18 protein-coding genes and 2 pseudogenes are annotated in these 20,139 nt (G+C 69.4%); 8 read left to right on the top strand and 12 right to left on the bottom strand.

Going from position 1 to position 20,139, the window contains the following annotated elements; genetic code table 11:
* The first annotated feature begins 404 nt into the window (after nt 1-404).
* Nucleotides 405-761, top strand: a complete 357-nt coding sequence (locus AB0E98_RS26455; RefSeq protein ID WP_361707108.1) for a hypothetical protein — start codon at nt 405-407, stop codon at nt 759-761.
* Between the two features lie 367 nt (nt 762-1,128).
* Nucleotides 1,129-2,496, top strand: coding sequence for an integrase (locus AB0E98_RS26450; protein ID WP_361707105.1), 1,368 nt, complete (start codon nt 1,129-1,131; stop codon nt 2,494-2,496).
* Here the strand turns inward: AB0E98_RS26450 and AB0E98_RS26445 are convergent.
* Nucleotides 2,492-3,037 (bottom strand): annotated as a pseudogene (locus AB0E98_RS26445) (SDR family NAD(P)-dependent oxidoreductase); the annotation flags it as partial. The gene AB0E98_RS26450 and the pseudogene AB0E98_RS26445 sit on opposite strands and share 5 nt — an antisense overlap.
* 57 nt (nt 3,038-3,094) lie before the next feature.
* On the opposite strand from AB0E98_RS26445, the gene AB0E98_RS26440 reads away from it, so the two are divergent.
* Together AB0E98_RS26440 and AB0E98_RS26435 are read left to right on the top strand one after the other, a co-directional pair.
* Nucleotides 3,095-3,739, top strand: a complete 645-nt coding sequence (locus AB0E98_RS26440) for a TetR family transcriptional regulator (RefSeq protein ID WP_361707102.1) — start codon at nt 3,095-3,097, stop codon at nt 3,737-3,739.
* 679 nt (nt 3,740-4,418) lie between these two features.
* Nucleotides 4,419-5,033 (top strand): GPP34 family phosphoprotein, encoded by a 615-nt coding sequence (locus AB0E98_RS26435; RefSeq protein ID WP_361707099.1) that lies wholly within the window; start codon nt 4,419-4,421, stop codon nt 5,031-5,033.
* 239 nt (nt 5,034-5,272) lie between these two features.
* Here the strand turns inward: AB0E98_RS26435 and AB0E98_RS26430 are convergent, their stop codons facing one another.
* The 5 genes and pseudogenes from AB0E98_RS26430 to AB0E98_RS26410 form a co-directional block, all read right to left on the bottom strand.
* On the bottom strand, nt 5,273-5,848 hold the full coding sequence (locus tag AB0E98_RS26430) for an EF-Tu/IF-2/RF-3 family GTPase (RefSeq protein ID WP_361707097.1): 576 nt from the start codon (nt 5,846-5,848) through the stop codon (nt 5,273-5,275).
* 365 nt (nt 5,849-6,213) lie between these two features.
* Nucleotides 6,214-6,717: a hypothetical protein gene (locus AB0E98_RS26425; protein ID WP_361707094.1), complete on the bottom strand. Its 504-nt coding sequence runs from the start codon at nt 6,715-6,717 to the stop codon at nt 6,214-6,216.
* 429 nt (nt 6,718-7,146) lie between these two features.
* A complete protein-coding gene (locus AB0E98_RS26420) occupies nt 7,147-7,674 on the bottom strand; it encodes a hypothetical protein (RefSeq protein ID WP_361707091.1) in 528 nt (175 codons plus the stop codon).
* Entirely contained in the window at nt 7,671-8,054 is a 384-nt protein-coding gene (locus AB0E98_RS26415) for a MazG-like family protein (protein ID WP_361707089.1), read from the bottom strand. The genes AB0E98_RS26420 and AB0E98_RS26415 overlap by 4 nt, the downstream gene beginning before the upstream one ends.
* A 17-nt stretch (nt 8,055-8,071) precedes the next feature.
* Nucleotides 8,072-8,293 (bottom strand): annotated as a pseudogene (locus tag AB0E98_RS26410) (dipeptidase); the annotation flags it as partial.
* Between the two features lie 264 nt (nt 8,294-8,557).
* On the opposite strand from AB0E98_RS26410, the gene AB0E98_RS26405 reads away from it, so the two are divergent.
* On the top strand, nt 8,558-8,905 hold the full coding sequence (locus AB0E98_RS26405; protein WP_361707086.1) for a hypothetical protein: 348 nt from the start codon (nt 8,558-8,560) through the stop codon (nt 8,903-8,905).
* Between the two features lie 186 nt (nt 8,906-9,091).
* Here the strand turns inward: AB0E98_RS26405 and AB0E98_RS26400 are convergent, their stop codons facing one another.
* Both AB0E98_RS26400 and AB0E98_RS26395 read right to left on the bottom strand, forming a co-directional pair.
* Nucleotides 9,092-10,090, bottom strand: a complete 999-nt coding sequence (locus AB0E98_RS26400) for a phospholipase (RefSeq protein ID WP_361707083.1) — start codon at nt 10,088-10,090, stop codon at nt 9,092-9,094.
* A 211-nt stretch (nt 10,091-10,301) separates the two neighbouring features.
* Complete coding sequence (locus tag AB0E98_RS26395; RefSeq protein ID WP_361707080.1) at nt 10,302-11,891, bottom strand: amidase; 1,590 nt, start codon at nt 11,889-11,891, stop codon at nt 10,302-10,304.
* Nucleotides 11,892-12,081: 190 nt separating this feature from the next.
* Here AB0E98_RS26395 and AB0E98_RS26390 point away from each other — a divergent pair, with 190 nt between their 5' ends.
* Both AB0E98_RS26390 and AB0E98_RS26385 read left to right on the top strand, forming a co-directional pair.
* Nucleotides 12,082-12,840, top strand: coding sequence for a MerR family transcriptional regulator (locus tag AB0E98_RS26390; RefSeq protein ID WP_361707077.1), 759 nt, complete (start codon nt 12,082-12,084; stop codon nt 12,838-12,840).
* 212 nt (nt 12,841-13,052) lie between these two features.
* The gene (locus AB0E98_RS26385; RefSeq protein WP_361707075.1) at nt 13,053-14,597 is read left to right on the top strand and encodes an AMP-binding protein; all 1,545 of its coding nucleotides are present in this window, start codon (nt 13,053-13,055) and stop codon (nt 14,595-14,597) included.
* Between the two features lie 85 nt (nt 14,598-14,682).
* On the opposite strand, the gene AB0E98_RS26380 is transcribed toward AB0E98_RS26385, so the two are convergent.
* The 3 genes from AB0E98_RS26380 to AB0E98_RS26370 all read right to left on the bottom strand — a co-directional run bounded on the left by AB0E98_RS26380 (nt 14,683) and on the right by AB0E98_RS26370 (nt 17,696).
* On the bottom strand, nt 14,683-16,404 hold the full coding sequence (locus AB0E98_RS26380) for an acyl-CoA dehydrogenase family protein (RefSeq protein WP_361707072.1): 1,722 nt from the start codon (nt 16,402-16,404) through the stop codon (nt 14,683-14,685).
* Nucleotides 16,405-16,525: 121 nt separating this feature from the next.
* On the bottom strand, nt 16,526-17,125 hold the full coding sequence (locus tag AB0E98_RS26375) for a PadR family transcriptional regulator (protein WP_361707070.1): 600 nt from the start codon (nt 17,123-17,125) through the stop codon (nt 16,526-16,528).
* A 181-nt stretch (nt 17,126-17,306) separates the two neighbouring features.
* Nucleotides 17,307-17,696 carry a MerR family transcriptional regulator gene (locus AB0E98_RS26370; RefSeq protein ID WP_361707069.1) on the bottom strand — a complete coding sequence of 130 codons (390 nt, stop codon included), beginning with the start codon at nt 17,694-17,696 and terminating at the stop codon, nt 17,307-17,309.
* Between the two features lie 82 nt (nt 17,697-17,778).
* Here AB0E98_RS26370 and AB0E98_RS26365 point away from each other — a divergent pair, with 82 nt between their 5' ends.
* Nucleotides 17,779-18,870 (top strand): alkene reductase, encoded by a 1,092-nt coding sequence (locus AB0E98_RS26365; protein ID WP_361707067.1) that lies wholly within the window; start codon nt 17,779-17,781, stop codon nt 18,868-18,870.
* Here AB0E98_RS26365 and AB0E98_RS26360 read toward each other — a convergent pair.
* Nucleotides 18,857-20,128, bottom strand: coding sequence for a serine hydrolase domain-containing protein (locus AB0E98_RS26360; RefSeq protein ID WP_361707064.1), 1,272 nt, complete (start codon nt 20,126-20,128; stop codon nt 18,857-18,859). The genes AB0E98_RS26365 and AB0E98_RS26360 overlap by 14 nt on opposite strands.
* Between the last annotated feature and the right edge of the window lie 11 nt (nt 20,129-20,139).

The following is a 20,139-nucleotide window of genomic DNA, read 5'->3' as shown; positions in this document are numbered from 1 at the left end:
ACCAGCATGCGACCGAGGCTGACATGCATGGCGAGCTACAGACATTCAAGAGCTAAAGGACTCGACAAGACGTCGATAGCGATCGACTGGGCGCGTGATTAGCGACTCACCCCAAAGAACGGAAGATCCTGATTGACGAGTTGAGACGTCAGTCGTTAGGCTTTCAGAGTGAGCTTTGATAGGCGAAACGGGGCGTCACCCATGAGGACTTGACACACACCAGGAACCGACTCGACATCATCGCTGCAGCACAGCGTCGGCAGTGCCGCAGCTTCAAGGTGCACTCCGCGCTGACACACAAGGACCAGCCGTCTACGAGTTCGTACAAGTTCCTGCACTCGCTTCATGCCCGGGTGCCTCCCAGCTGACGCAGCACCCCAACAGCCCCAGAAGGAAGAGGTGCCATGACTAGCCCCGAAACGAAGCGCACCGGTGCCGAACGCGAGGCCATGATCGATGCGGCCGTACGGGCCCTTGCGCAGGGCGAGGTGACGCTCGACCCGGGGGAAGCGGCCCGCGTCATCGGCTGCGGCGAGAGGTGGCTACGGGATGGGGCCAACCAGCACGGCTTCCCTCACCACCGCTTCGGCAAATTTCTGCGGTTCAGCCTCCAGGACTGCCGCGAAATCCGGGAGATGAACGCCGAAAAGGGTCGGCCGTCGGCACTGGCCAAGGCCCGCCGCCGCAAGGCCACTCCACGTAAGCCCACTGGCAGCGGCCCGGCTACGTCGGCCACCGTCCGGTTCAAGCCCGCCGCGTGAGGTGATCCCTAAGGGTATGCCGCGACCGGCAGCCTCACCCCGACTCGCTTCTCCCAGACGAAGGAGCGCATAGGTCGGCTCGCTCCGCCGGACCCGCCCTGACGTGAGAAAACTCCCGGACGAGGGCGGGTTCTCCCATGCCCGGCAACCTGCACGTCACCCCAACGCGGCTTCCGTGACTCACCAAGTGATGGTGTGTCCGTTGCAGACGGTCCGAGTCATGGGGGGGTATCCCGGCCGTTCCACGCCAGGCTCCGGGCCGCGTCCAAGGGGTACAGGCCTGATCCCCGCAGTCCCACGCCCCGCGACACATCTGCCTCATTCAACTGCCCGAGCTCTACCCCTACCGCCCAGAGAGAGACACCTGATGCCCTACATCGAGTGGCGCGGCAACTTCTGCCGCGTCCGTTGGAAGACCGGCCGCACCAAGCCGAACGGAAAGCCCGAGTACGACAGCAAGGGTGGCTTCACCGACGAGGATGTCGCCTACGAGTACGGGCTTGACCGGGAATCCGACGTTCGGAACGCGCGCTACATAAGCCGCCGCGACGGAAGCATCCTCATGTCCAACTACTGTCCTGAGTGGCTCAAGACGCAGGACGTCGGGCACCTGCGATGGCGAGCGATCGACGGCATCCTGCGCAACCACATCGTGCCCTACTGGGGCAAGACCTCCGTGGGTGACATCAAGGCCTCCGACTACCGCGCGTGGAGTCTCCACCTAGACGCCCAGCCCGGTGTCGGTCACGCGTACGCCAAAGAGATCCAGCTCGTGTTCAGCATGCTCATGGACGATGCAGTCGATGACAGCCTCCGAACCGAATCACCGGTGAAGAAGAAGTCCCGACGCGGCAAGTACACGAAGAAGCCGCGGGAGAAGAAGCAGGATATGCAGATAAAGGAGGTACACCAACTTGCCCTCAATGCACTTACCTTCTGGGGCTTCGCCGGTTACGTCTTCTTCCTGACGATGCCGTTCACGACCATGCGGCCTGGCGAGCTCTACGCTCTGCGCCGCGAGTTCTGCCACCCGAACTGGCCGACCTCAGACCCCGACCTTGAACGGCGGAAGGAAGCCCTGGAGCGCTACGGGCCAACCGCGCTGCCCGCACTACGCGTCCAGTGGCAGTTCCAACGCGAGTTCGGCAAGGGGCCGGTGAAGCTCTTCCCACCAAAGTACGAATCCCATCGAAATCTCTCCCTTCCCGGATTCCTCGCGGAGCTGCACACGGCGCTCCTCGCCACCCATGATCACGAGTACCTGTTCCCAGCCATTGAAGGTGGGCTGCTGGCCCAAGCAAACTTCACCTACTCCTACTGGCAGCCGGTCTCGCGCGGTCGACCAGCCTCCGAGGAGTTCGCGAGGGTTCGCCTGAACCAACCCCAGCTGGTCACCTCCCGCCGTCCCCTTCCGGAGATCCCTGCGACCACGTACGCCGGGAAGCGGCTATACCTGCTTCGTCACGGCGGCAAGGAGTGGCTGGACGAAGATCGGCACAGTCGCATCGCCGTGGAGACCCGCATGGGTCACGAGGTTGCCGGCGTGGAAGGTCTCTACTCGCACGTTACCCTGACCATGGAGCAGGAGATCGCCGATTCGCTGCAAACCAGGTGGCTGCGCTTCGTGGCCAGCGAGGGAGAGCACTGGAAGGTGCCATCTCCCACTGCTCTCCCATTCGATCTTGAAGAGTGGTGGAAACAGCAGGTCAAAGCCGCTCAGGACCTCGACGCTTGAACTGGTTGTAGAAGCCCATGGGCGAGTAGCGGCGCTCGCCGGTGAGGTCGTCGAAGTACATGCGGCCCTTGCGGTGGTTCACCGAGCTGACCGTGACCACGCGGGGGGCGTCCCCGGCGGTCAGCAGATCGAGGAGCAGGCCGGTGAGGGCGAAGTGGCCGAGATGGTTGCAGGCGAACTGGAGCTCGTGCCCCTGCGCGCTCAGCGTCCGGGGCGGTGCCATCACACCGGCGTTGTTGATGAGGACGTCGAGTTTCGAGTGGTCGGCGTGCATCCGGTCGGCGAAGGCCCGGACGGAGTCGAGGTCGGCCAGATCGAGGTGTCGTACTTCCAGGCTGGCGTCCGGCTGCCCGGCCACGATGTCCTCGGCCGCGCGGCGGCCCTTGACCTCGTCCCGGACGGCGAGGACGACATGCGCGCCCTGGCGGGCGAGCGCCCGGGTGGTGGCCAGGCCGAGGCCGCTGTTGGCCCCGGTGACGACGAACACCCGCTGAGGACGGTCCGGGGTCTGTTCGGTGGTCCAGTGCTGTAACCCTGTCATACGGCACACACTGCCCTTCGTGTCACCGAGTGTTAAGCAAGGTCCCTAGTGCCACTCATGGCATCGCGCTACGATGAATCCGTGAGCTCCCGCCCCGAAGTCACCATGGCCCAGCGCAAACGCCAGCTCGTCGCCGACGAACTGACCGAAGCGGCGCTCCAGCTGCTCGCCCTCAAGGGCTTCGACACCGTCACCATCGACGAGATCGCGGCGGCGGCCGGGGTCTCCAAGCGGACCTTCTTCCGGTACTTCGCCTCCAAGGAAGACGTCGTCGTCCAGTTCCTCGCCGGCATGGGCACGGACATGCGCACGGAGCTCACGGACCGCCACGCCGAGGAGCCCCCGTCCGTGGCCCTGCGGCACGCCGTCTGGGTCGCCATGGCGGCCTGCGCCGACGACGCCGACCACTCCGGCAGAGCGCTGCGCGTGGTCCAGCTGATCCTGCGCACCCCCGCCCTGTACGCACGCTTCCTGGAACGCCAGGCCCAGTGGCGCACCGACCTCGCCACGGAACTGGCGCACCGCCGGCGGCTCTCCCCCGCGACCGGCCTCTACCCGCTCATGGCCGCCGGAATGGCGCTCACCGCCTTCGACGCCGTGCTGCACCGGTGGAGCGACAGCGATGGGGCCGAGGACCCGGCAGGACTGATCGACGAGGCCTTCGCCGTGATCGCTCCGGCGTTGGACGCGGGCGGTTCGTAGCCCCTGTTCGTGGCGCGACCGGCGCGACGGAAGATGCCGCACCGAGCCCGAGGGGCCCGACGGAACAGGCAGACGATTGGCCCAGACCATGGCTGATTCCGTCGTGGCCCGCCACTACCGGCGGCGCTGGGTTCCCTCTCGTCGGAACTCAGGAACCAGGAACTCAGGAACGGCCACCAACCACGTCACCAACCGGGCTGGGCCGCGACCTTCGGTGCGCACGAAGGGCAGCCATGAGACCGTCAAGTCGCTTGAGGTCGCCGGGCCGTTGGACCAGAGGAACGCTCACCTTCGCCATGGTCGCCACATCGGCGCCGGCCGGCGTGACCGCCGCGGCCGGACCCGCCGCCGGGCCGCCTTCGAGCGAGTTCCGCGTCCGCTGCCGGGCCGAGTCGCCGCACTGGGCGACGCGCCGGCATGGGCCGGTATTCCCCTGGATGGTCTCGTCGCCGGAGCGGCGGTGACCTCCTTCGGGCTCACGGCGGTACTGCCGGCAGGCGGAGCGGCGCGGCATGGACTGCCCGCGAGGGCGGGACGCCCTGAAGACTTGAGCCCCTCCCCCTCGCTCCTTACGCTCGTATACGGGAGCACTCGTCGGCAGCCCGGTCCCACCCGGCGCACGATGCCGCCCGACCGGCGCCTCCGTCGCTCGCCGATGCCTCTGACGTGGGAGCCTTTCATGACCACCCCCCGGGACTTGTTGATCACAGCCATGGAGGTGGCGCCCGGCCGCCCCGTGGAGCGGGGCGAGATGTCGCTCGCGCTGGCGGGAGCCGAGTTGATCGACTTTCTGGCCGTCGGGGTCATCACCCTGGACGACGACCGGATCGTCCCCGGTGACGGGGTGGTCGTGGCTGATCGTCTTCTGGACCAGGCCGTGGCGTCGCTCGTTCGCGAGGCGCCATACGAGGTGGTGAGCGACTGGCTGTGGCGCCGGGGCCGCGAGCTGGCCCCGGCCTATCTGGCCGCGCTGGAGGCGGACGGAGTGCTCACGCGGCAGCGAAGCCACTGGAAACCCTTTCAGGGCGGCCGGAGGGTTCTGGCCGATTCACCCGGCCGCCGCCTGGCGAAGGACCGCTGGGAGTCGAACGAGCCGGTCCTCGTCGCCCTCGCGACTGCCGTCGGGATCCGCGACCAGGAGGCCGAAAGCGCCCCGGACTCCCCGGACGCCCCCGACGAGGCAGCGGAGACCGTACTCGCCGCGGTCAATGACGCGTTGATCGAGCTGGAGTCCGTCAAACAGCGGCGAGCCATTGAGCAGGCCGCCTTCGACAACATCTGGCGAGGCCAGTAGCGGTCTCGGGTCGGCTGGTGCTGTGACCGGCAAGGTTCGCCGGGTCCGGTTCCCGGAAGTGGCGGTCGAAACCTTGCCGTCATGGCCAGGGCCCGTAGCGCGGTGCTGGATCAGCGTCGCAGCCACTCGTCGAGAAGCGCGGCCTCAGCCTTGCTGAGGCCGGGCAGTTCGGGCACGAGGGTGCGGAAGGCCGCAACGACGGCTGTCTGATCCCGGGCGGAGACAGTGGGCTCATCCGTTCAGTGCGGGAGTCGGGTCACGGTCCCCGAGCCAGCAGCGCGACCGTGGTGCCGGAAAGCGAAGGACTGGCCTTCCTCCACTGCGACGGGCCGGTCGAGTGTGACCGTCACCGCGCCCCCGTGAAGCGGCTGCAACGCGTCCATTTCCCGGCTCAGCGCCACAACGCCCGGCACCACAGCGGCACGGACGTGGAACTGAAGACGCTCGCCCGTGCGCACCTCGGCAGAGCCGTCTTCCTCGGACAGCAGTGCAACGTCCGCCTCGAAACCCGCATGTGCGGTGACCGAGCCGGGCGCCGCGAGGACCTGCCCCCGCTCAGCCGTGCCGGCCGCCACGCCCGGTAGCAACAGACCCACGTTCATCCCCGCACTCGCCTCGCCGACAAGTCGGCCGCGAACCGCCTCTATGCCTTCGACAGGAACAATCGCGCCGCCACCGAAGCCGACGATCTCCACCCCGTCACCCTTACGAACCCGCCCTCGCTCGATCCGGCCCGCCAGCATGACCACCCTGCCCTGGTTCCGGGAGAAGACATCCTCGACGCACATCAGGAACGACTCGTCCGCCGTATTCACCCAGAACTCCCTTACAACCACCAGCCGTAATCAGATTGCCGAGGCGAGCAGTGGCCGCTGACCATGCCGTCCACGCTCCCAGGGCGGGAAGACCACGGCATCTGCCTGGCCAGACTTAACGCCTCGGCATCTTTCTCTGGTGCGCAGGGGGGAAGCCGACTCCTACGACAAGGGTGTCTCTTCCAGGAATGACCGCAGTCGCTCTTCGAGGGACTGGACGGATGCGGCGTCGCACGACATGACCACCACAAGCCTGCCGAATTCTACGCCCTCGGGCTTGCGCCTACCCGCCGGACCAGCCCGCGTGGTGGCGGCTTGGTCGCGCCCGGTTCCAGCAGGCCGTCTCCGCCGCACCGACACGGCTCTCACATCGCGATGTCGAGAATCGCCCCCAGCAGCCCGCTGCCGAGCGCGCACCAGAAGCCGCCCTTGACGAGCCGTCCCTGGACACGGACGCGTCGCGCGTTCATCGGGCCGCCGTAGATCAATGCCGGGACGCCCACGCACAGAAAGGTCAGCCCGAGACACGTTCCCGCGAGCCAGTCGAACGCATACGCGGGGTGGACCACGTAGTAGGACCATGAGGCCTTGGCCACCTCGACCCTGCGCCCCATCGCGTAGTCCGGCTCGACCCTTGCGTGGTGATCCACGACTCGGCCGTCCGACGAACGGAAAGTTCCCTGGGACGTCACATTGACCCCGCCGCGGCTGCTGGTCGTGTATTCGTGCGTCTCCACCGTGAGCGTGCCGCGGGTGCCCGCGATGCCGGCCGCAAACGGGAGGCCGCACGCGCTGAAGCCACCGATGAGGCAGGCGATCAGCAGCGCGACCACGCCGCCGAAGCGCACCTTGGCGGGTGATGCATTCATTCTGGCCGTGTGCCTCATTGCGTTCTCGTTCTCGGGGTGGTCTCCCCGCGTGCCCCTCCCGTACTCGGCTGACCGGATCGCGGTTCACCGTAGACAGTGGTCGCGGCACCGCAGCCGCCCAATTCGTCACAAGTGGACGGCTGTATATGCAATCCATATGCAGCCTTGGCTGCATACCGGTCGTTGATTGACCACTCATTTACCCGGGCCGGCTGTGGGAAAGGGAGGCCGTGAAGGGGTCATTCCCTCGCGGCCCCGTCTCGGCCGTCCCAGGCCCTCAATGGATGGTCTCGACGAACGTGCTCGGGTCGCCGAACTCGCAGCGCTCGGCCACCCGCGCCCCACGCCCGGACGACCGGAGACCGGGTTAACCGACGCCTGAAAACCCGTCTCCGGTGCCCCTCCGGCTGTCAGGCTCAGGCCACCGGCTCATGGGCGGAAGGCGAGGAGGACGGTGAAGGCGTTGTCCTCCGTCAGCAGCCCGGTCCCTTCGTCGCAGTGCTCTGTCAGCAGCCGCAGAGCCTGCCGTTCGAAGGCGTGCCACTTGTCTCCGAAAACGGCTCGGGACGCGAACGAGGTCGAGGAGAGATAGCCGATGACCTGGTAGGGGGTCCACTCTCGCTCTTCCTCGAACCGGTACTCCTGTACGTCGCTGAAGGCCGATCCGGCAAGGACTTCCACGTAAGGGCGATCGTGCGGGTTGAAGATGTCGCTGAGGACGGCGCGCCGGTCGTCTCCGAGGAACGATCGGATCAGCGGCCGTAGGGCCTTGGTCCAGTCGTTGTCGAGGGTCCACAGGCTTCTGTCGCCCATGACCGCGACCGCGGCCTGAGGAGCTGCCCACTTCTCCAGTTGCCGGAGAAGCGTGTCCTGGTCGATCCGGTGGAAGGCCCGGCAGATCGTCACCAGATCGGCGCGCCAGGTCTTGGACGGCGGGGTGAAGTCCTCCGCCTTCATGTGGTGCAGGCGAGCGGTCTGCCCTGGTCCTTCCAAGTAGGGCAGGAGCCTTTTGGCCTCGGCGACCATGCCGGCGTCGGGCTCGACCATGTCGACCTGGGCGAAAACCCCACCTCGGCAGGGTCGGGAGTGAGCCGACGGAGCGCGATCATGCCGGTCGTGATCACGTCGCACACCTCGGCCTGGACGTCGTCCCAGGTGTGGGAGAAGCCCTTGCGCGGGTTCTGGCCCAACGCGCCGATCACCGCCTCGGCGGCTTCACCGGCCTCCTCGCTGATCTTGAGGATCTGGAGAATGCGCCGCTGCTCAGGAGGGAGCGTGCTGTGATCGTCCAGACGGTCCGCGAGGCGGTGGATTAAGTCCCAGGTGTGATCGTTCATGATGGCTCCTTCGGGTCCTGGAGGGCTGGCGGGCGGTAGCCCTCGACGAGCAGCAGCCGCACTCCGTCAGGAAGTGCGGCTTGCGCCCGATGGAGCCGTTCGAGGCCCCTTCCCCTCACGCGCGCGAAGGCTCCCTCCGGGTCCTGCCCGCTGTAACGCACATCAACGAGCCGATCGCCGCACTCGCGGACCGGTCTCGCCGCGACTCGCGGGTCACACATCAAGATGACGTCGGACACGGTTCCCCCTCCGTCGTGCGCCGACTCGGCCGCTGGATGTTTAAGCGGCTCGGTCGGAGTGAAGTCACGGGCCTTTTCCCAGGCCTGTAAAGGCAGTTCTATGGAGAAAACGCGAAAGCCGCTCGCCGGGGTCACGAGCCAGGGACTACCGGCCCCCTCCTCCAGCCCGCTGGTACATGCCGCCAAGACGCCGGCATGTACCGGATCGAGGGGTTTGCGAGCGCCGTTCTCCCATGGATCTCCAGAGGGACGGATGCTCATCTCATGAAGTCACGCAGGAAGACGCCCCGGTTCCTCCTGACCGTCTGCGCCGCGTTCGCGCTGGCAGCCGCCGCGCCCGCCGATACCCGAGCCGCCAGCGGCAGGTTTGACTACGACGCCACGGACGGCACCCACAACGTGATCGCCAACCCGCCGGACGGCGTGTGCATCGACCTCGCCAAAACAGCGGTCGGCGTGGACAACCAGACGGACACGCAAGTCACGCTGTACACCGGCAAGGGCCAGTCCGCCCGCTGCACCGGAGCCAAGGAAGTCGTACCGAAGCGCACGGGAATCACCTGGGGAAGCTACCGTCCCAACAGCATGTGGTTCGGGTCCGGGGCCCCGTAGCAGATGGGCGCCCCGTCGGGCACGCGGCAGTACTGCGTCCGGTACCGGCGCCGGCCCGCGTCGTCGGCCGGCCGGTACTGCCTGGCCGCGGCTCCATGAGGAAAAGCCGTCGGCCGGGTTCCCGGCCGACGGCTTCGAAGGGGCCCTTGGGAACAGGGCGTTACGAACCTGCCCCAGGGCTGTCCGCTACTTGAACAGGCGGTCTGCGCTGGTGGCCATGCGGTGGGTGGTGCCGTGGCGGTTCACCCAGTCGCGGACGAGCTTGATGGCGTTGGCGCACTGCCAGCTGTTGTCGTACTCGCGCACTCCGGTGAAGGCGCCGTAGCCCGCGATGATGCCGTCCACGCGGGCGTCGCCCAGCAGTTTGTCGACGTACCACGGGTCGTTGTAGGTGGTCGTCCAGGACAGCGTCGCCGCCAGCCGGCCGGCGGCGCGGTCCCCGGCGCCCTTCTTCAGTTCCGCGCACGTGTTGCGGCCGGCCTCCGTGCAGTTGCCGAATCCCCTGGTGATATCGGAGTCGCCGTAGTCCATCACCCGGCGACCGGCCGGGAACCCGGAACCGGACCGGTTGAAGGCGCCCACCACCTGGTCGCGGGTGCCGGTGGTCGTGATGCCCTCCAGCTTGCCGAGCTTGCCTTCCAGGCTCTTCCAGCCCCTGCCGCCGACGTCCGGGGTGTTGCCGCCGTGGTACTCGTAGAAACCGTAGAGCACCTGGATCCCGGCAGCCGTCAGCCGCTGCGCCTTGTCTCGCAGTCCGGCGACGCTGCACGTACGGTTCGGTGCTTCTCCGCAGTAGTTCGGGTCCTTGATGTCCAGCCAGACCAGCGCCAGTCGGCGCCCCGCATTGGCGTGGGAGACGATGCGGTCGATCATGCTGTCGAAGCTGGGGCCCCGCCGGTTCTCACCGGCCGAGGAACAGTCGTGGTACGCGCGCCATTCGTTCGGATTCCACCAGGCGCAGACGTCGATCTCGATGGCGTTGGCGCCATGGCTGAGCGCGGCGTCCACGCCGTCCAGGGTGTCGACCCGGTGCGCGATGGCGTAGATCGCTTGACGCTGATCGGCCGCTGCCGCCGGGGTGGTGCTGAGCGCGGTGGCGCCGATGATCCCGCACAGTGCCGCCATCAGCGCCAGCACCATCCGCGGGCCGGCGCGGTGTCCGCGGTGTCGTAGACGAGTGGTCAAGAAAGGCACTCCTTCATGTCGGTGTCCTGAACGCTTGGACCACCTGAGCTTGTGGGTCAGGGCGTTCCGGCCGCCACGGCTGCCGGGCGCTCCGGGACGCGGGAACGCGAAAGTGGGCCTTGACCAGGGGAGACGTAAGCCGCCCGGAACGCCTGGATGGAATGCTCCGGGCCACATCGGGACGGGGAGCGTCCCTGCGCGGAGTTCTCGGTCACGGAGCCCCGGGACCCACCGACGGCAGGTAGCGCGGTGCCCGCCAGGCCTTCAGCCGGTGCTCCACCGCGGCCCCCAGCGCCAGCAGCTCGGCGTCCTGGCGGTCGCCGGCCGTCAGCAGCAGTCCTACGGGCAGCTTGTTCACGAATCCGGCGGGCACCGACAGCGAGGGGTAGCCGGCCACGGCCGCGGGGGTGGAGGACGGGATGACGTCGTTGTCGCCCCGCGCGCAGTCGGTGGTCCAGGCGGGCGGGTTCGCCGGGGCGGCGATGGCGTCCAGCCGGTGGGCGGCCATGGTCTCGTCCACGGAGCGCCGGGACAGGTTCTTCAGCTCGGCACGCACGGCCCGGTACGCCGGGTCGGTGGTGGCGGGCGCGGTGAGGGCCTGCTCGAAGAGTTCCTGGCCGGCGAAGCAGGTGCGCTCCGCCGGGTGGGTCCGGTTGAACTCGATCAGTGCGGCGAGGTCCTGCGGACCGTCGCGCGTGGCGAGGTAGGCATTGACGTCCCGGCGGAACTCGCTGAGCAGTGCCGGGAATTCGAGCTCGGCGAGCCGCTGCTGGTACGGCGGCGTCACCTCGACGACCTCGGCTCCCGCGTCGCGGAGCCTTTCCGCCGTACGGGCCATCACGGCGTCCACCTCCGGTCCGAGCGAGGGCAGTCGCCACAGGCCGATGCGTTTGCCGCGCAGTCCGCCGGCACGCGCCGCCTCGTCCGGGAGGCCGAGAAGGGTGGCGTCGTCGCCGCTGAGGACGGCGAGGGTCAGCGCCGCGTCCGTCACGTTGCGGGCCATGGGCCCCGCGGTGTCCTGCTCGGCCGAGATCGGCACCACGCCCGCCTGGCTGACCAGTCCGAGGGTGGGCTTGTGGCCCACCACTCCGTTCATCCCGGCGGGGCAGACGATGGAACCGTCGGTCTCGGTGCCGATGGCCACCTGCGCCAACGAGGCGGCGAGCGCGGCGGCCGAGCCGGAGGACGATCCGCACGGGTTGCGGTCCAGGACATAGGGGTTGTGGGTCTGTCCGCCCACCGCCGACCATCCTGATGTCGGTTTCGTCGCACGGAAGTTCGCCCACTCGGACAGGTTGGTCTTGCCGAGGATCACCGCCCCCGCGTCCCGCAGCCGGGTCACCATGGCGGCGTCGGTGCGCGGCGGTCGTCCGGCCAGCGCCAGGGAGCCGGCCGTGGTCGGCGTGTCGCGGGTGTTCACGTTGTCCTTGAGAAGGACGGGGATGCCGTCGAGCGGGCCTCGGGTGTCACCCCGCCGGTGTCTGGCGTCGCTGGCGGCCGCCTGCCGGAGGGCCTCCGGGTCGGTGCGTAGAACCGCGTTGATCACGGGGTTGATGGCTTCGATGCGCCGGAGGTAGGCGGCGGTCAGCGCGGACGAGGTCAGCGAGCCGTCCGCCATGCGGGCCTGAAGCTCCGGGATGGTCACCGTGTCGAGGTCGACCCCCGGTAGCCCCGGTAAGCCCGGCGGGGACGCGCTGCCCCCGCCGGGTTCAGCGGCGTCCGCACGCGGATCCGGCACGCCCGTCAGGAGGAATCCCGCGACCAGCGCGGCGACCAGAGCGGTGGTGCTCCTTTTCGTCATGTGCGGTAGCCGACTACATGCGGAGATCCCGGCGCAAGAGTGCCGCGACACGGGCACACATCGTCGCCTGTGGGGACACAGGGCTTGAAGCTGCCGCAACGGCAGCTTCTACCGTTCTCGTCAGGGCCGGAGAACAACTCCGGTTCACGGTTGACGGTTAACGGGACACGTTCGTGGGGGGAGCGACGGGATGGACTGGCCGATTGCGGAGATCGCCCGGATGTCGGGGCTGACGGCCCGGACTCTGCGGCACTACGACGAGATCGGCCTGCTGCGGCCCGCCCGGACCGGGGCCAACGGCCGCCGCTACTACGAGGAACGTCAGCTGCTGCGGCTCCAGCAGATCCTCGTGCTGCGTGAACTGGGTGTGGGGCTGCCCGAGATCGGCCGCATCCTGGCCGAGCAGGTCGACGAGCTGGAGGCCCTGCGCGGCCACCAGCGCCGGCTGCTCCACGAGCGCGACCGGCTCGACGCCCTCGCCCGCACCGTCTCCCGCACGATCACCGAACTGGAACAGTCCAGGAAGGACGGTAGCGCCATGACCACCATCAACCGGCCGGAAAACCTGTTCGAAGGCATCCGGCCGCCCCAGCACCGGCAGACCTTGCGGGAGTTCCCCGCGCTCGCCGGAACCATCGGGCGCCGCACCGCCGTGATGAGCGAGGCCGAGCTCGAGGCCGCGCACCGCGACCGCACGGCGAAGATGATCCGGCTGGCCGAGCTGATGGTCGCGGGCCTGCCCGCGGACGCCGACCGGGTGCAGGAGCACGTCGAAGCCCAGTACCGGGAGCTGACCGCGCTGCACGCCGTCTCCGTCGAGGAGTACCGCGCGATCGGGCGCGCCTGTGTGGACAACGAGCAGTGGCACGCGGCGTACGAGGCGATCGCGCCGGGCCTGGCCGCGTACCAGCGCGGCGCCATCGAGGTCCACGCCTCCCGCCTGAGTTGAGCGAACTCCCTGAAAACGTGACGGGCCCATGCGCCTCCGGTTCGACCCGTCACACGATCAGGGGGTACGGAGTGGCGCGGGCACCCTGCCGGGCCCGTCGGCCCGCGTGCAGACTGGGCGGGAGGGCGGGATGCCGCCGCGGCAAGGCCACCCGCGGCGGCATCCCCCGGTCCGGGGCCCCGGACCGGTAACTCCTCCGAGGGGAGCCGTATATGAGCGAAGGCCGTGCCGCACCGTTCGTCTGCTATCCCACGGCGATCCTCGACGTGCTGTCACGCGCCCCGGACCGGACCGCCCTGGTGGCGGCCGACGGGGGGCGCGTCAGCGCCGGGGCGCTGCGCGACGGCACGTACCGGCTGGCGCGGGAGCTGGCCGGGCGGGGCGTCGGTCGTGGCGCGACCGTGGCCCTGCTCACCGGCAACACTCCGGAAGCCCTCGTCGCGCGCTACGCCGCGCATCTGGCCGGCGCCCGGGTGGTCCACCTCTATGAGGGCATGGCCCCCACGGTGCTCGCCCGTATCGCGAGCACCGTCGATACCACTCTGCTGCTCGTCGACGCCACCCGGCACACGGCGGCGAAGGAGCTGCTGTCCCTCGCCGGGCCGGACGGGATCCCCAGCGTGCTCGGCCTGGGCGCCGGCCCCTTCGGCGAGGACGTCCTGGCTGCCGCATCCCGGCACGCGCCGACGCCCTTCCCGTCCGGGGTCGTCCCCGAGGACGACATGTCCATCACGTTCACCGGCGGCACCACCGGTATCCCCAAGGGCATCCGCTCCACACACGGCCCCTACCGTCTGGGGCAGGAGCACCCGGTTCCGGACGCCGGCGACCCGCCCCGCTATCTCGCCGCCACCCCGCTGGCCCGGCTCTCCGGTCCGCTCAGCGACAGCGCCCTGGTCCACGGCGGGGCCGTCGTCCTGCGGCGTGTCTTCGACCCCGGTGATGTCCTCGCGACGATCGAACGCGAGCGGGTCACCCACATGTGGCTGCTGCCACCCCTGCTGCATCGGCTGCTCGACGACCCCGCCCTGGCAGGAACCGATCTGTCGAGTCTCACCCGGATCACATACGGCGGCTCGCCCGCCTCGGCCGTCCGGCTGCGCCGGGCCATCGAAGTCTTCGGGCCGATCCTGTACGGCTGGTACGGCCAGACGGAGGTCCCCGCCATCGCCGAGGCACGCCCGCAGGACCACGCGGTGACCGGGCGCGGCGGCCGGATCACCACCGGCCGGCCACTGCCCTGGGTCGAGGTGGCCATCCGCGACGGCGACGGCCGGACCCTCCCGGCGGGCGAGGAGGGCGAGGTGCAGGTGCGGTCCCCTGGGGTCATGCCCGGCTACTGGAAGCAGCCCGAGCTCACCGCCGAGGTCCTGCGGGGCGGCTGGCTGCGCACCGGGGACGTCGGCTATCTCGACGAGGACGGCTATCTGTTCGTCGTCGACCGCCTCAAGGACCTGATCATCGTGGTCGGCGGCCACGTCTACCCCACCGAGCTGGAGGAGCTGCTCCTGTCCCACCCCGCCGTCGCCCGCTGCGCGGTCTTCGGCACCCGGGACGCCGACGCAACCGAGCACGTCCACGCCGCCGTCGTCCCCGCGGCCGGGCACTCCCCCGGTCTGGACGAGATCCGCGCCTTCGTGACCGGCCGCAAGGGCGCCATGTACGCGCCCGAGGCCCTCCACCTGCTGCCCGACATCCCGCTCACGTCTTCGGGCAAGCCCGACAAGGCGCTGCTGCGCGCGACGCTGGGCGTCTGACAGCGGGCGGCGGTACCCGGTCGGGCGGGGCAGTGGCTTGCCGGCCGGGGGGAGCCGTGTCGCTTCCCCCGGCTCCCGTCAGGGTTTACGGGGCCATCTCGTACGCGCCCGACAGCGCTTCGACGCGCTCCCAGACGCGCGCCGAGCGAGCCGCGTCGACGACCGGGCGGCGGACCGCGCCGAGGGCCCAGTTCTGCTGCTCCTCGGTGGCGGAGTCCTTGCCGTGCAGCTCTACGGCGTGGGCGGAGTAGTCGCGGACGAGGACGGCGAACAGCTCGTCCAGGACGTCCTCCTCGGTCCCGGTGAGAGCGGCCTGCTCAAGGATCAGCTGGCCGTGGACGACCAGGGCGAAGAGCTGGCCGACGGCCAGGAGCAGGTCGAGGTCGCGGCTCTGCTCCTTGTCGGGGGCGGCGGTGGTGACGAACGCGCACAGGGCGTCGGCCTGCTCGCGGAAGCGGGCCACGTTCGGCAGGTGGGCGTAGGCGTCGAAGGCGGCGCGCCAGTCGTGGAAGCGGATGGAGCCGAGGCCGCGGGCCGGGCCCTGCCGGAAGAGGAACGCGTCGTCGGCCGCGTCGAGGCGGGTCGGGACGGCCGGGTAGTCGGCCGGGTCCAGCAGGTGGTTGCGCATGAACTTGAGGATCAGCGCGAGGTTGACGTGGACCGTGCCCTCCAGCTTCGGCAGGCCGCGGATCTCGCTGGCGGCCTGGGCGAAGTAGGTGTCCTTCTCGAAGCCCTTGGCGGCGATGACGTCCCACATGAGGTCGATGACCTTCTCGCCCTCGGTCGTCACCTTCATCTTCGTCATGGGGTTGAAGAGGAGGTAGCGGCGGTCGTCGGGACCGGCGGAGCGGAAGTAGTCGACGGCGCGGGCACTGAAGAGCTTCATGCCGACGAGGCGGACGTAGGCGTCGGTCAGCTCGCGGCGCACGTGCGGGAAGGCGGTGACGGGGCGGCCGTAGAGGATGCGGTTGTGCGCGTGGGTGACGGCCTCGTACATCGCGTGCTCGCAGATGCCGATGGAGGCGGTGCACAGGTTGAACTTGCCGACGTTGACGGTGTTCAGCGCGGCGTCGAAGGCGGCCTGTCCGGTGTGCAGGACGTCGTCGGCGGCGACGGGGTAGTTCTCGAGGCGGAACTCGCTGACGTACTTCGAGGAGTCGACCACGTTCTTGACGAGGTGGTACGCCTCGTGGCGGCTGTCGGCGGCGAAGAAGACGTAGCCGTCGGGGCCCTCGACGTCGGTGCGGCGGCCGAAGACGGAGACGAGGCCCGCGGCGTTGCCGTTGCCGATGTAGTACTTGGACCCGGTGGCCCGGAAGCCGCCCTCGCCGTCGGGCTCCAGGAGCATGTCGGTCGAGTAGATGTCGGCGCCGTGGGTCTTCTCCGACAGGCCGAAGGCGAACACCTCGCCCTGGTCGAGCAGCTCGGCGGCGCGGGTGCGGGCGGCGGTGTTGTCGCTCTGCCAGACGGGGCCGAGGCCGAGGATGGTGACCTGCCAGGCGTACCAGTAGTCGAGCCCGTAGAAGCCGAATATCTCGTTGAGGGCGGCGATGCGGGCGGTGTCCCAGCGCTTGTCCGGCTGGTCGGCGGCGGCTGCGGCGGGGGTGAGGAAGGTCGCGAACAGGCCCTCCTTGGTGGAGAATTCGAGGAAGTCGGCCAGCCAGGCGCGGGAGCGGTAGTCCTCGATGAGCCTGCGCTTGCCTCGGGTCTCGAACCAGTCGACGGTGGCGCGCAGCAGTCTGCGGGTCTCGGGGTCGAAGTGCGCGGGGTCGTAGGTGCGCGGGTTGAAGAGAAGCGGGTCGGCCATGGTTGTGTCCGCCTTTCCGGCGCGAGTCGGGGGGTGAACGGTTCGGTGTCGCTGTCGGTGGGGTGCCCCGGGAGGCCGGGACCCGGACACGGGGGTCAGGGGCCGGGTCGGGGCCGGGGAGTCAGGCGCCGGGGCGTTCGCCGGTCCACGTTCCGCTGGCGTGGGCCACCTGGATGCGGTGGAGGGTGGCGAGGACGTCGTCGAGCCAGGCGAGGGTCATCCGCTCGTACTCGATGCCGCCGCGCAGTACGACGTGCTGGAGCTCCCGCATCGCGTCCGGTCCGGATTCGGTGGGCGCGTCGGGCCCGGTGAAATCGCGCAGCTCGCCCGCGAGGTAGTGCGTCAGCCGTTCGGAGTGCGCCCGGTGGTACCGCTCGACCTGGCGGATCAGGGCGGTCGGGTCGTCGAAAGCGGCACCCCGGATCTTCACGGCGAGGTCGTGCCGGACGCTCTCGGGTTCGATGGGCTCGTGGAGCCAGTCGGAGAGGGCGGCCCGCCCGGCAGGGGCGACCGAATAATGCTTCTTGTCCGGCTTGCCCTGCTGTGGCACCTCGTGAACGTCGACCCAGCCGTCGCTCTCCATCCGCTTCAGGACGCGGTAGATCTGTTGGTGGGTGGCGGTCCAGAAGTAGCCGATGGACCGGTCGAATCGCCGGGCGAGCTCATAGCCGGAGCCCGGCTTCTCCAGCAAAGAGACGAGGATCGCGTGCTCGAGCGCCATACGCCGGATCCTCTATGCAACTCGTTTCATAGGCAAGTGACCCGAGCACGGTGAGACACGGCTCACGCCCCCACCGGGCAGCGAGGGAGCGACCCGAGCCCCGGGCCGGGGGTGGCAGAGGCGGCAGAGGCCCCGGGCACCCGGCGGCAGAGGCCCCGGGCACCCGGCGGCCGCCGGGCGATCACGGCGCGACGGACTCCTGCGATGGCCTGTGAGGCGGGGAGGCCAGGCCGATCGCCTCGTCCAGGACGTCACGGGCGCGGATCAAATCCATGATCAGTCGGTCTGTCCGCTCGCGCTCCTTGGCGAGTTCGGCGACAAGCCGTTCGGTCGCCCGCGCGGACGGGCCGCCGTCCACGTCACGCATACAGGGGAGCAATTCGGCGATCTTCGCGCTGTTCAGGCCCGCGGCGAAGAGGGCCTGAACGCGGATGACCCGATCGACGGCCCACTCGCCGAACTCGCGATGGCCGCCGGGCGTGCGCTCGGCAGTGAGCAGACCTTGCTTCTCGTAATAGCGCAACGAGCGTTCACTCACCCCCGTACGCTCGGCCAGCTCCCCTATCCGCATCGTTCCCCCCGCCCCATGGCGTCCGGGCGCGCACCCGCCCGGACTTGAACCTGACACCGATGTCAGTTCCTACCGTACGGGCATGACGCAGACGACCGTACGCCCCGCCCTCTTCCAAGCCACCCGTCTCGGCCCCCTCCAGTTGCCCAACCGCCTGGTCATGGCCCCCCTCACCAGGAACCGGGCCGGAGCCGACGGCGTCCCCGGGGCACTGATGGCCACCTACTACGCCCAGCGGGCCTCGGCAGGCCTGATCATCGCCGAGGGCACCACTCCGAACGCCGTGGGCCGGACATACCCCAACATTCCCGCGATCCACAGCGAGGCCCACGTGGCCGGGTGGCGACGTGTGACCGATGCCGTGCACTCGGCCGGCGGAAGGATGTTCCTCCAGCTCCAGCACGGAGGCCGGGTCGGCCACCCGCTCAACAGCGGGCTGATGCCGCTCGCCCCCTCCCCCGTCCCGCTGCCCGAGACGATCCACACCCCCGACGGTCGCCGGCCCTCCGTCGTGCCGCGTGAGATGACCGTTCAGGACATCCGGTCCACGGTGGCCGACTTCGCCCAGGCCGCCCGCAACGCCGTGGCGGCGGGTTTCGCCGGCGTGGAAGTGCACGCGGCCAACGGTCAGCTCCTCCACCAGTTCATGGCGCGCAACACCAACCACCGCACGGACGCCTACGGCGGCCCGGCGGCGAACCGCGTCCGCTTCGCGGTGGAGGTGACCCGCGCCGTGGCCGACGCGATAGGCCCCGACAGGGTGGGCCTGCGCATCTCTCCGGCCAACACCGTCAACGGCATCGAGGAAGGCGACACCGAGCGGCTCTACCCCACGCTCATCGACGCCCTGTCGGACGCCGGTCTGGCCTATCTCCACATCGAGTTCGCCGACCCCGCCGACGCCCTGTTCGCGACTCTCCGCGACGCGTGGCCCGGCACTCTCATGGCCAACCCCGACCTGGGATGGCCGAGCCCCCTCCCCGCCGACGGCGGACAGGCCGCCGGAGAACGCCTGCTGGCCGCGGGAGCCGACCTGATCTCGCTGGGCCGCGGTTTCATCGCCAACCCCGACCTCGTCGCCCGCCTGCGCACCGGAGCGCCCCTCAACCCGGTGCGCGAGAAGTACACGATGTACGTGGGAGGGGCCACCGGATACACCGCTACCCCGCGTTGACCGCCTGACCAGCCGAAGGCGAAGGCGAAGGCGACGCAGGCTTGGTGACCGCGCTCGCTATACGCAGCACCATTCCCATCTGGGACTTGTCCCGGTGCGTGGGGTTCCAGGAGTACACCACCTTGCGCTGGAGGTCCCGCGTCGCGACCACCGCCGAGTTGTAGCCGTACCGCTCCCCCGTCTTGCCCCACAGCGTCACGCCGTTCACCGTCACCGACTGGAGACCCATGCTGTAGGAGGCCGGGGAACCGTCCACCATCCGCACGTCGGCGCCCGGCAGCGTGAACATCTTGTCCAGCGTCGCCTTGGGCAGCAGCCTGCCGGGGGTGAACAGGGCCGTGACGAAGCGGTCCAGGTCACCCGTCGTGGAGATCAGTTCGCCCTCGCCCCAGGCCTCGGACTGGTCGAAGTCCGTCGCGTCCTTCAGCGTGCCGTCCGCCATCGCCAGGTATCCGTGGACGTGCGGGCCGTGGATCTTCGGGTCGTTGCCCGGGAAGGAGGTGTGACGGAGGCCCAGCGGGCGCAGGACGCGCTCACCGATCGCCTTCGCGTACGGCTTGCCCGTCACCTTTTCGATCAGCATGGCCGCCAGGACGTAGTTCATGCCCCGGTACTCCTGCTTCGTGCCCGGCGTGAACTTCACCGGGCCGTCGGGCAGGGTGGCCACGATCTTCTTGGGCGTCCACCGGTCGTAGCGGTGCTCGAGGATCTGCTCCGGGGTGTCCCGCTGCGGAATACCGGCGTCGCTCTCGTTCGGCAGGCCGCTGGTGTGGTTGAGAAGCTGCGAGACCTTGATGGGCGCGTAGCTCTTGGGGAGCAGGCCGGGCAGGTAGTCCTGGACCGGCTTGTCCAGGTCCACCCGGCCCTCCGCCGACAGCTGGAGCACCGCCGTGGCGACGAAGACCTTCGTGATGCTGCCCGCCCGGAAGGTGTCGTCCGCCCGGACCGGCGCGCCCGTCCTGATGTCCGCCACGCCCGCCGTGCCGTACCACTGGCCGGCCGTGCCGCTGACTCTCAGCTGCGCGGCCGTCGCCTGGGGGTGGGCCAGGTCGGAGATGGCCGCGCGCAGGGCCGCCGTGTCGAGCGGCGGCACGGCGGGCGTCGCCGGCCTGGCCGCCGAGGAGGTCTTGGACGGCTGCGTGGCCGCGAACGCCGCGGGAGCGGTGGCACCGGCGAGGAGAGCTGCGGTCAGCGCGGCGCCCACGAGGGCCTGGGTGGTGCCCACGAGGGCCCGGCGGGAGAGGAAGGTCGAAGTCATGACGATCATGA

It is taken from the genome of Streptomyces sp. NPDC037389 (assembly GCF_040636475.1).
GTDB classification, from domain to species: Bacteria; Actinomycetota; Actinomycetes; order Streptomycetales; family Streptomycetaceae; genus Streptomyces; species Streptomyces hesseae.
Note: the sequence above shows the minus strand (reverse complement) of the source record. Positions and strands in the feature narration are given on the sequence as shown.

Bases quoted from the DNA above. Each gene is read 5' to 3' on its own strand.
- AB0E98_RS26390 (WP_361707077.1), top strand. From the start codon at position 12,082: ATGGACTGGCCGATTGCGGAGATCGCCCGGATGTCGGGGCTGACGGCC.
- AB0E98_RS26370 (WP_361707069.1), bottom strand. From the start codon at position 17,696: ATGCGGATAGGGGAGCTGGCCGAGCGTACGGGGGTGAGTGAACGCTCG.
- AB0E98_RS26385 (WP_361707075.1), top strand. From the start codon at position 13,053: ATGAGCGAAGGCCGTGCCGCACCGTTCGTCTGCTATCCCACGGCGATC.
- AB0E98_RS26425 (WP_361707094.1), bottom strand. From the start codon at position 6,717: ATGAATGCATCACCCGCCAAGGTGCGCTTCGGCGGCGTGGTCGCGCTG.
- AB0E98_RS26375 (WP_361707070.1), bottom strand. From the start codon at position 17,125: ATGGCGCTCGAGCACGCGATCCTCGTCTCTTTGCTGGAGAAGCCGGGC.
- AB0E98_RS26450 (WP_361707105.1), top strand. From the start codon at position 1,129: ATGCCCTACATCGAGTGGCGCGGCAACTTCTGCCGCGTCCGTTGGAAG.
- AB0E98_RS26435 (WP_361707099.1), top strand. From the start codon at position 4,419: ATGACCACCCCCCGGGACTTGTTGATCACAGCCATGGAGGTGGCGCCC.
- AB0E98_RS26395 (WP_361707080.1), bottom strand. From the start codon at position 11,891: ATGACGAAAAGGAGCACCACCGCTCTGGTCGCCGCGCTGGTCGCGGGA.
- AB0E98_RS26405 (WP_361707086.1), top strand. From the start codon at position 8,558: ATGAAGTCACGCAGGAAGACGCCCCGGTTCCTCCTGACCGTCTGCGCC.
- AB0E98_RS26380 (WP_361707072.1), bottom strand. From the start codon at position 16,404: ATGGCCGACCCGCTTCTCTTCAACCCGCGCACCTACGACCCCGCGCAC.
- AB0E98_RS26365 (WP_361707067.1), top strand. From the start codon at position 17,779: ATGACGCAGACGACCGTACGCCCCGCCCTCTTCCAAGCCACCCGTCTC.
- AB0E98_RS26420 (WP_361707091.1), bottom strand. From the start codon at position 7,674: ATGAAGGCGGAGGACTTCACCCCGCCGTCCAAGACCTGGCGCGCCGAT.
- AB0E98_RS26455 (WP_361707108.1), top strand. From the start codon at position 405: ATGACTAGCCCCGAAACGAAGCGCACCGGTGCCGAACGCGAGGCCATG.
- AB0E98_RS26415 (WP_361707089.1), bottom strand. From the start codon at position 8,054: ATGAACGATCACACCTGGGACTTAATCCACCGCCTCGCGGACCGTCTG.
- AB0E98_RS26360 (WP_361707064.1), bottom strand. From the start codon at position 20,128: ATGACTTCGACCTTCCTCTCCCGCCGGGCCCTCGTGGGCACCACCCAG.
- AB0E98_RS26440 (WP_361707102.1), top strand. From the start codon at position 3,095: ATGGCATCGCGCTACGATGAATCCGTGAGCTCCCGCCCCGAAGTCACC.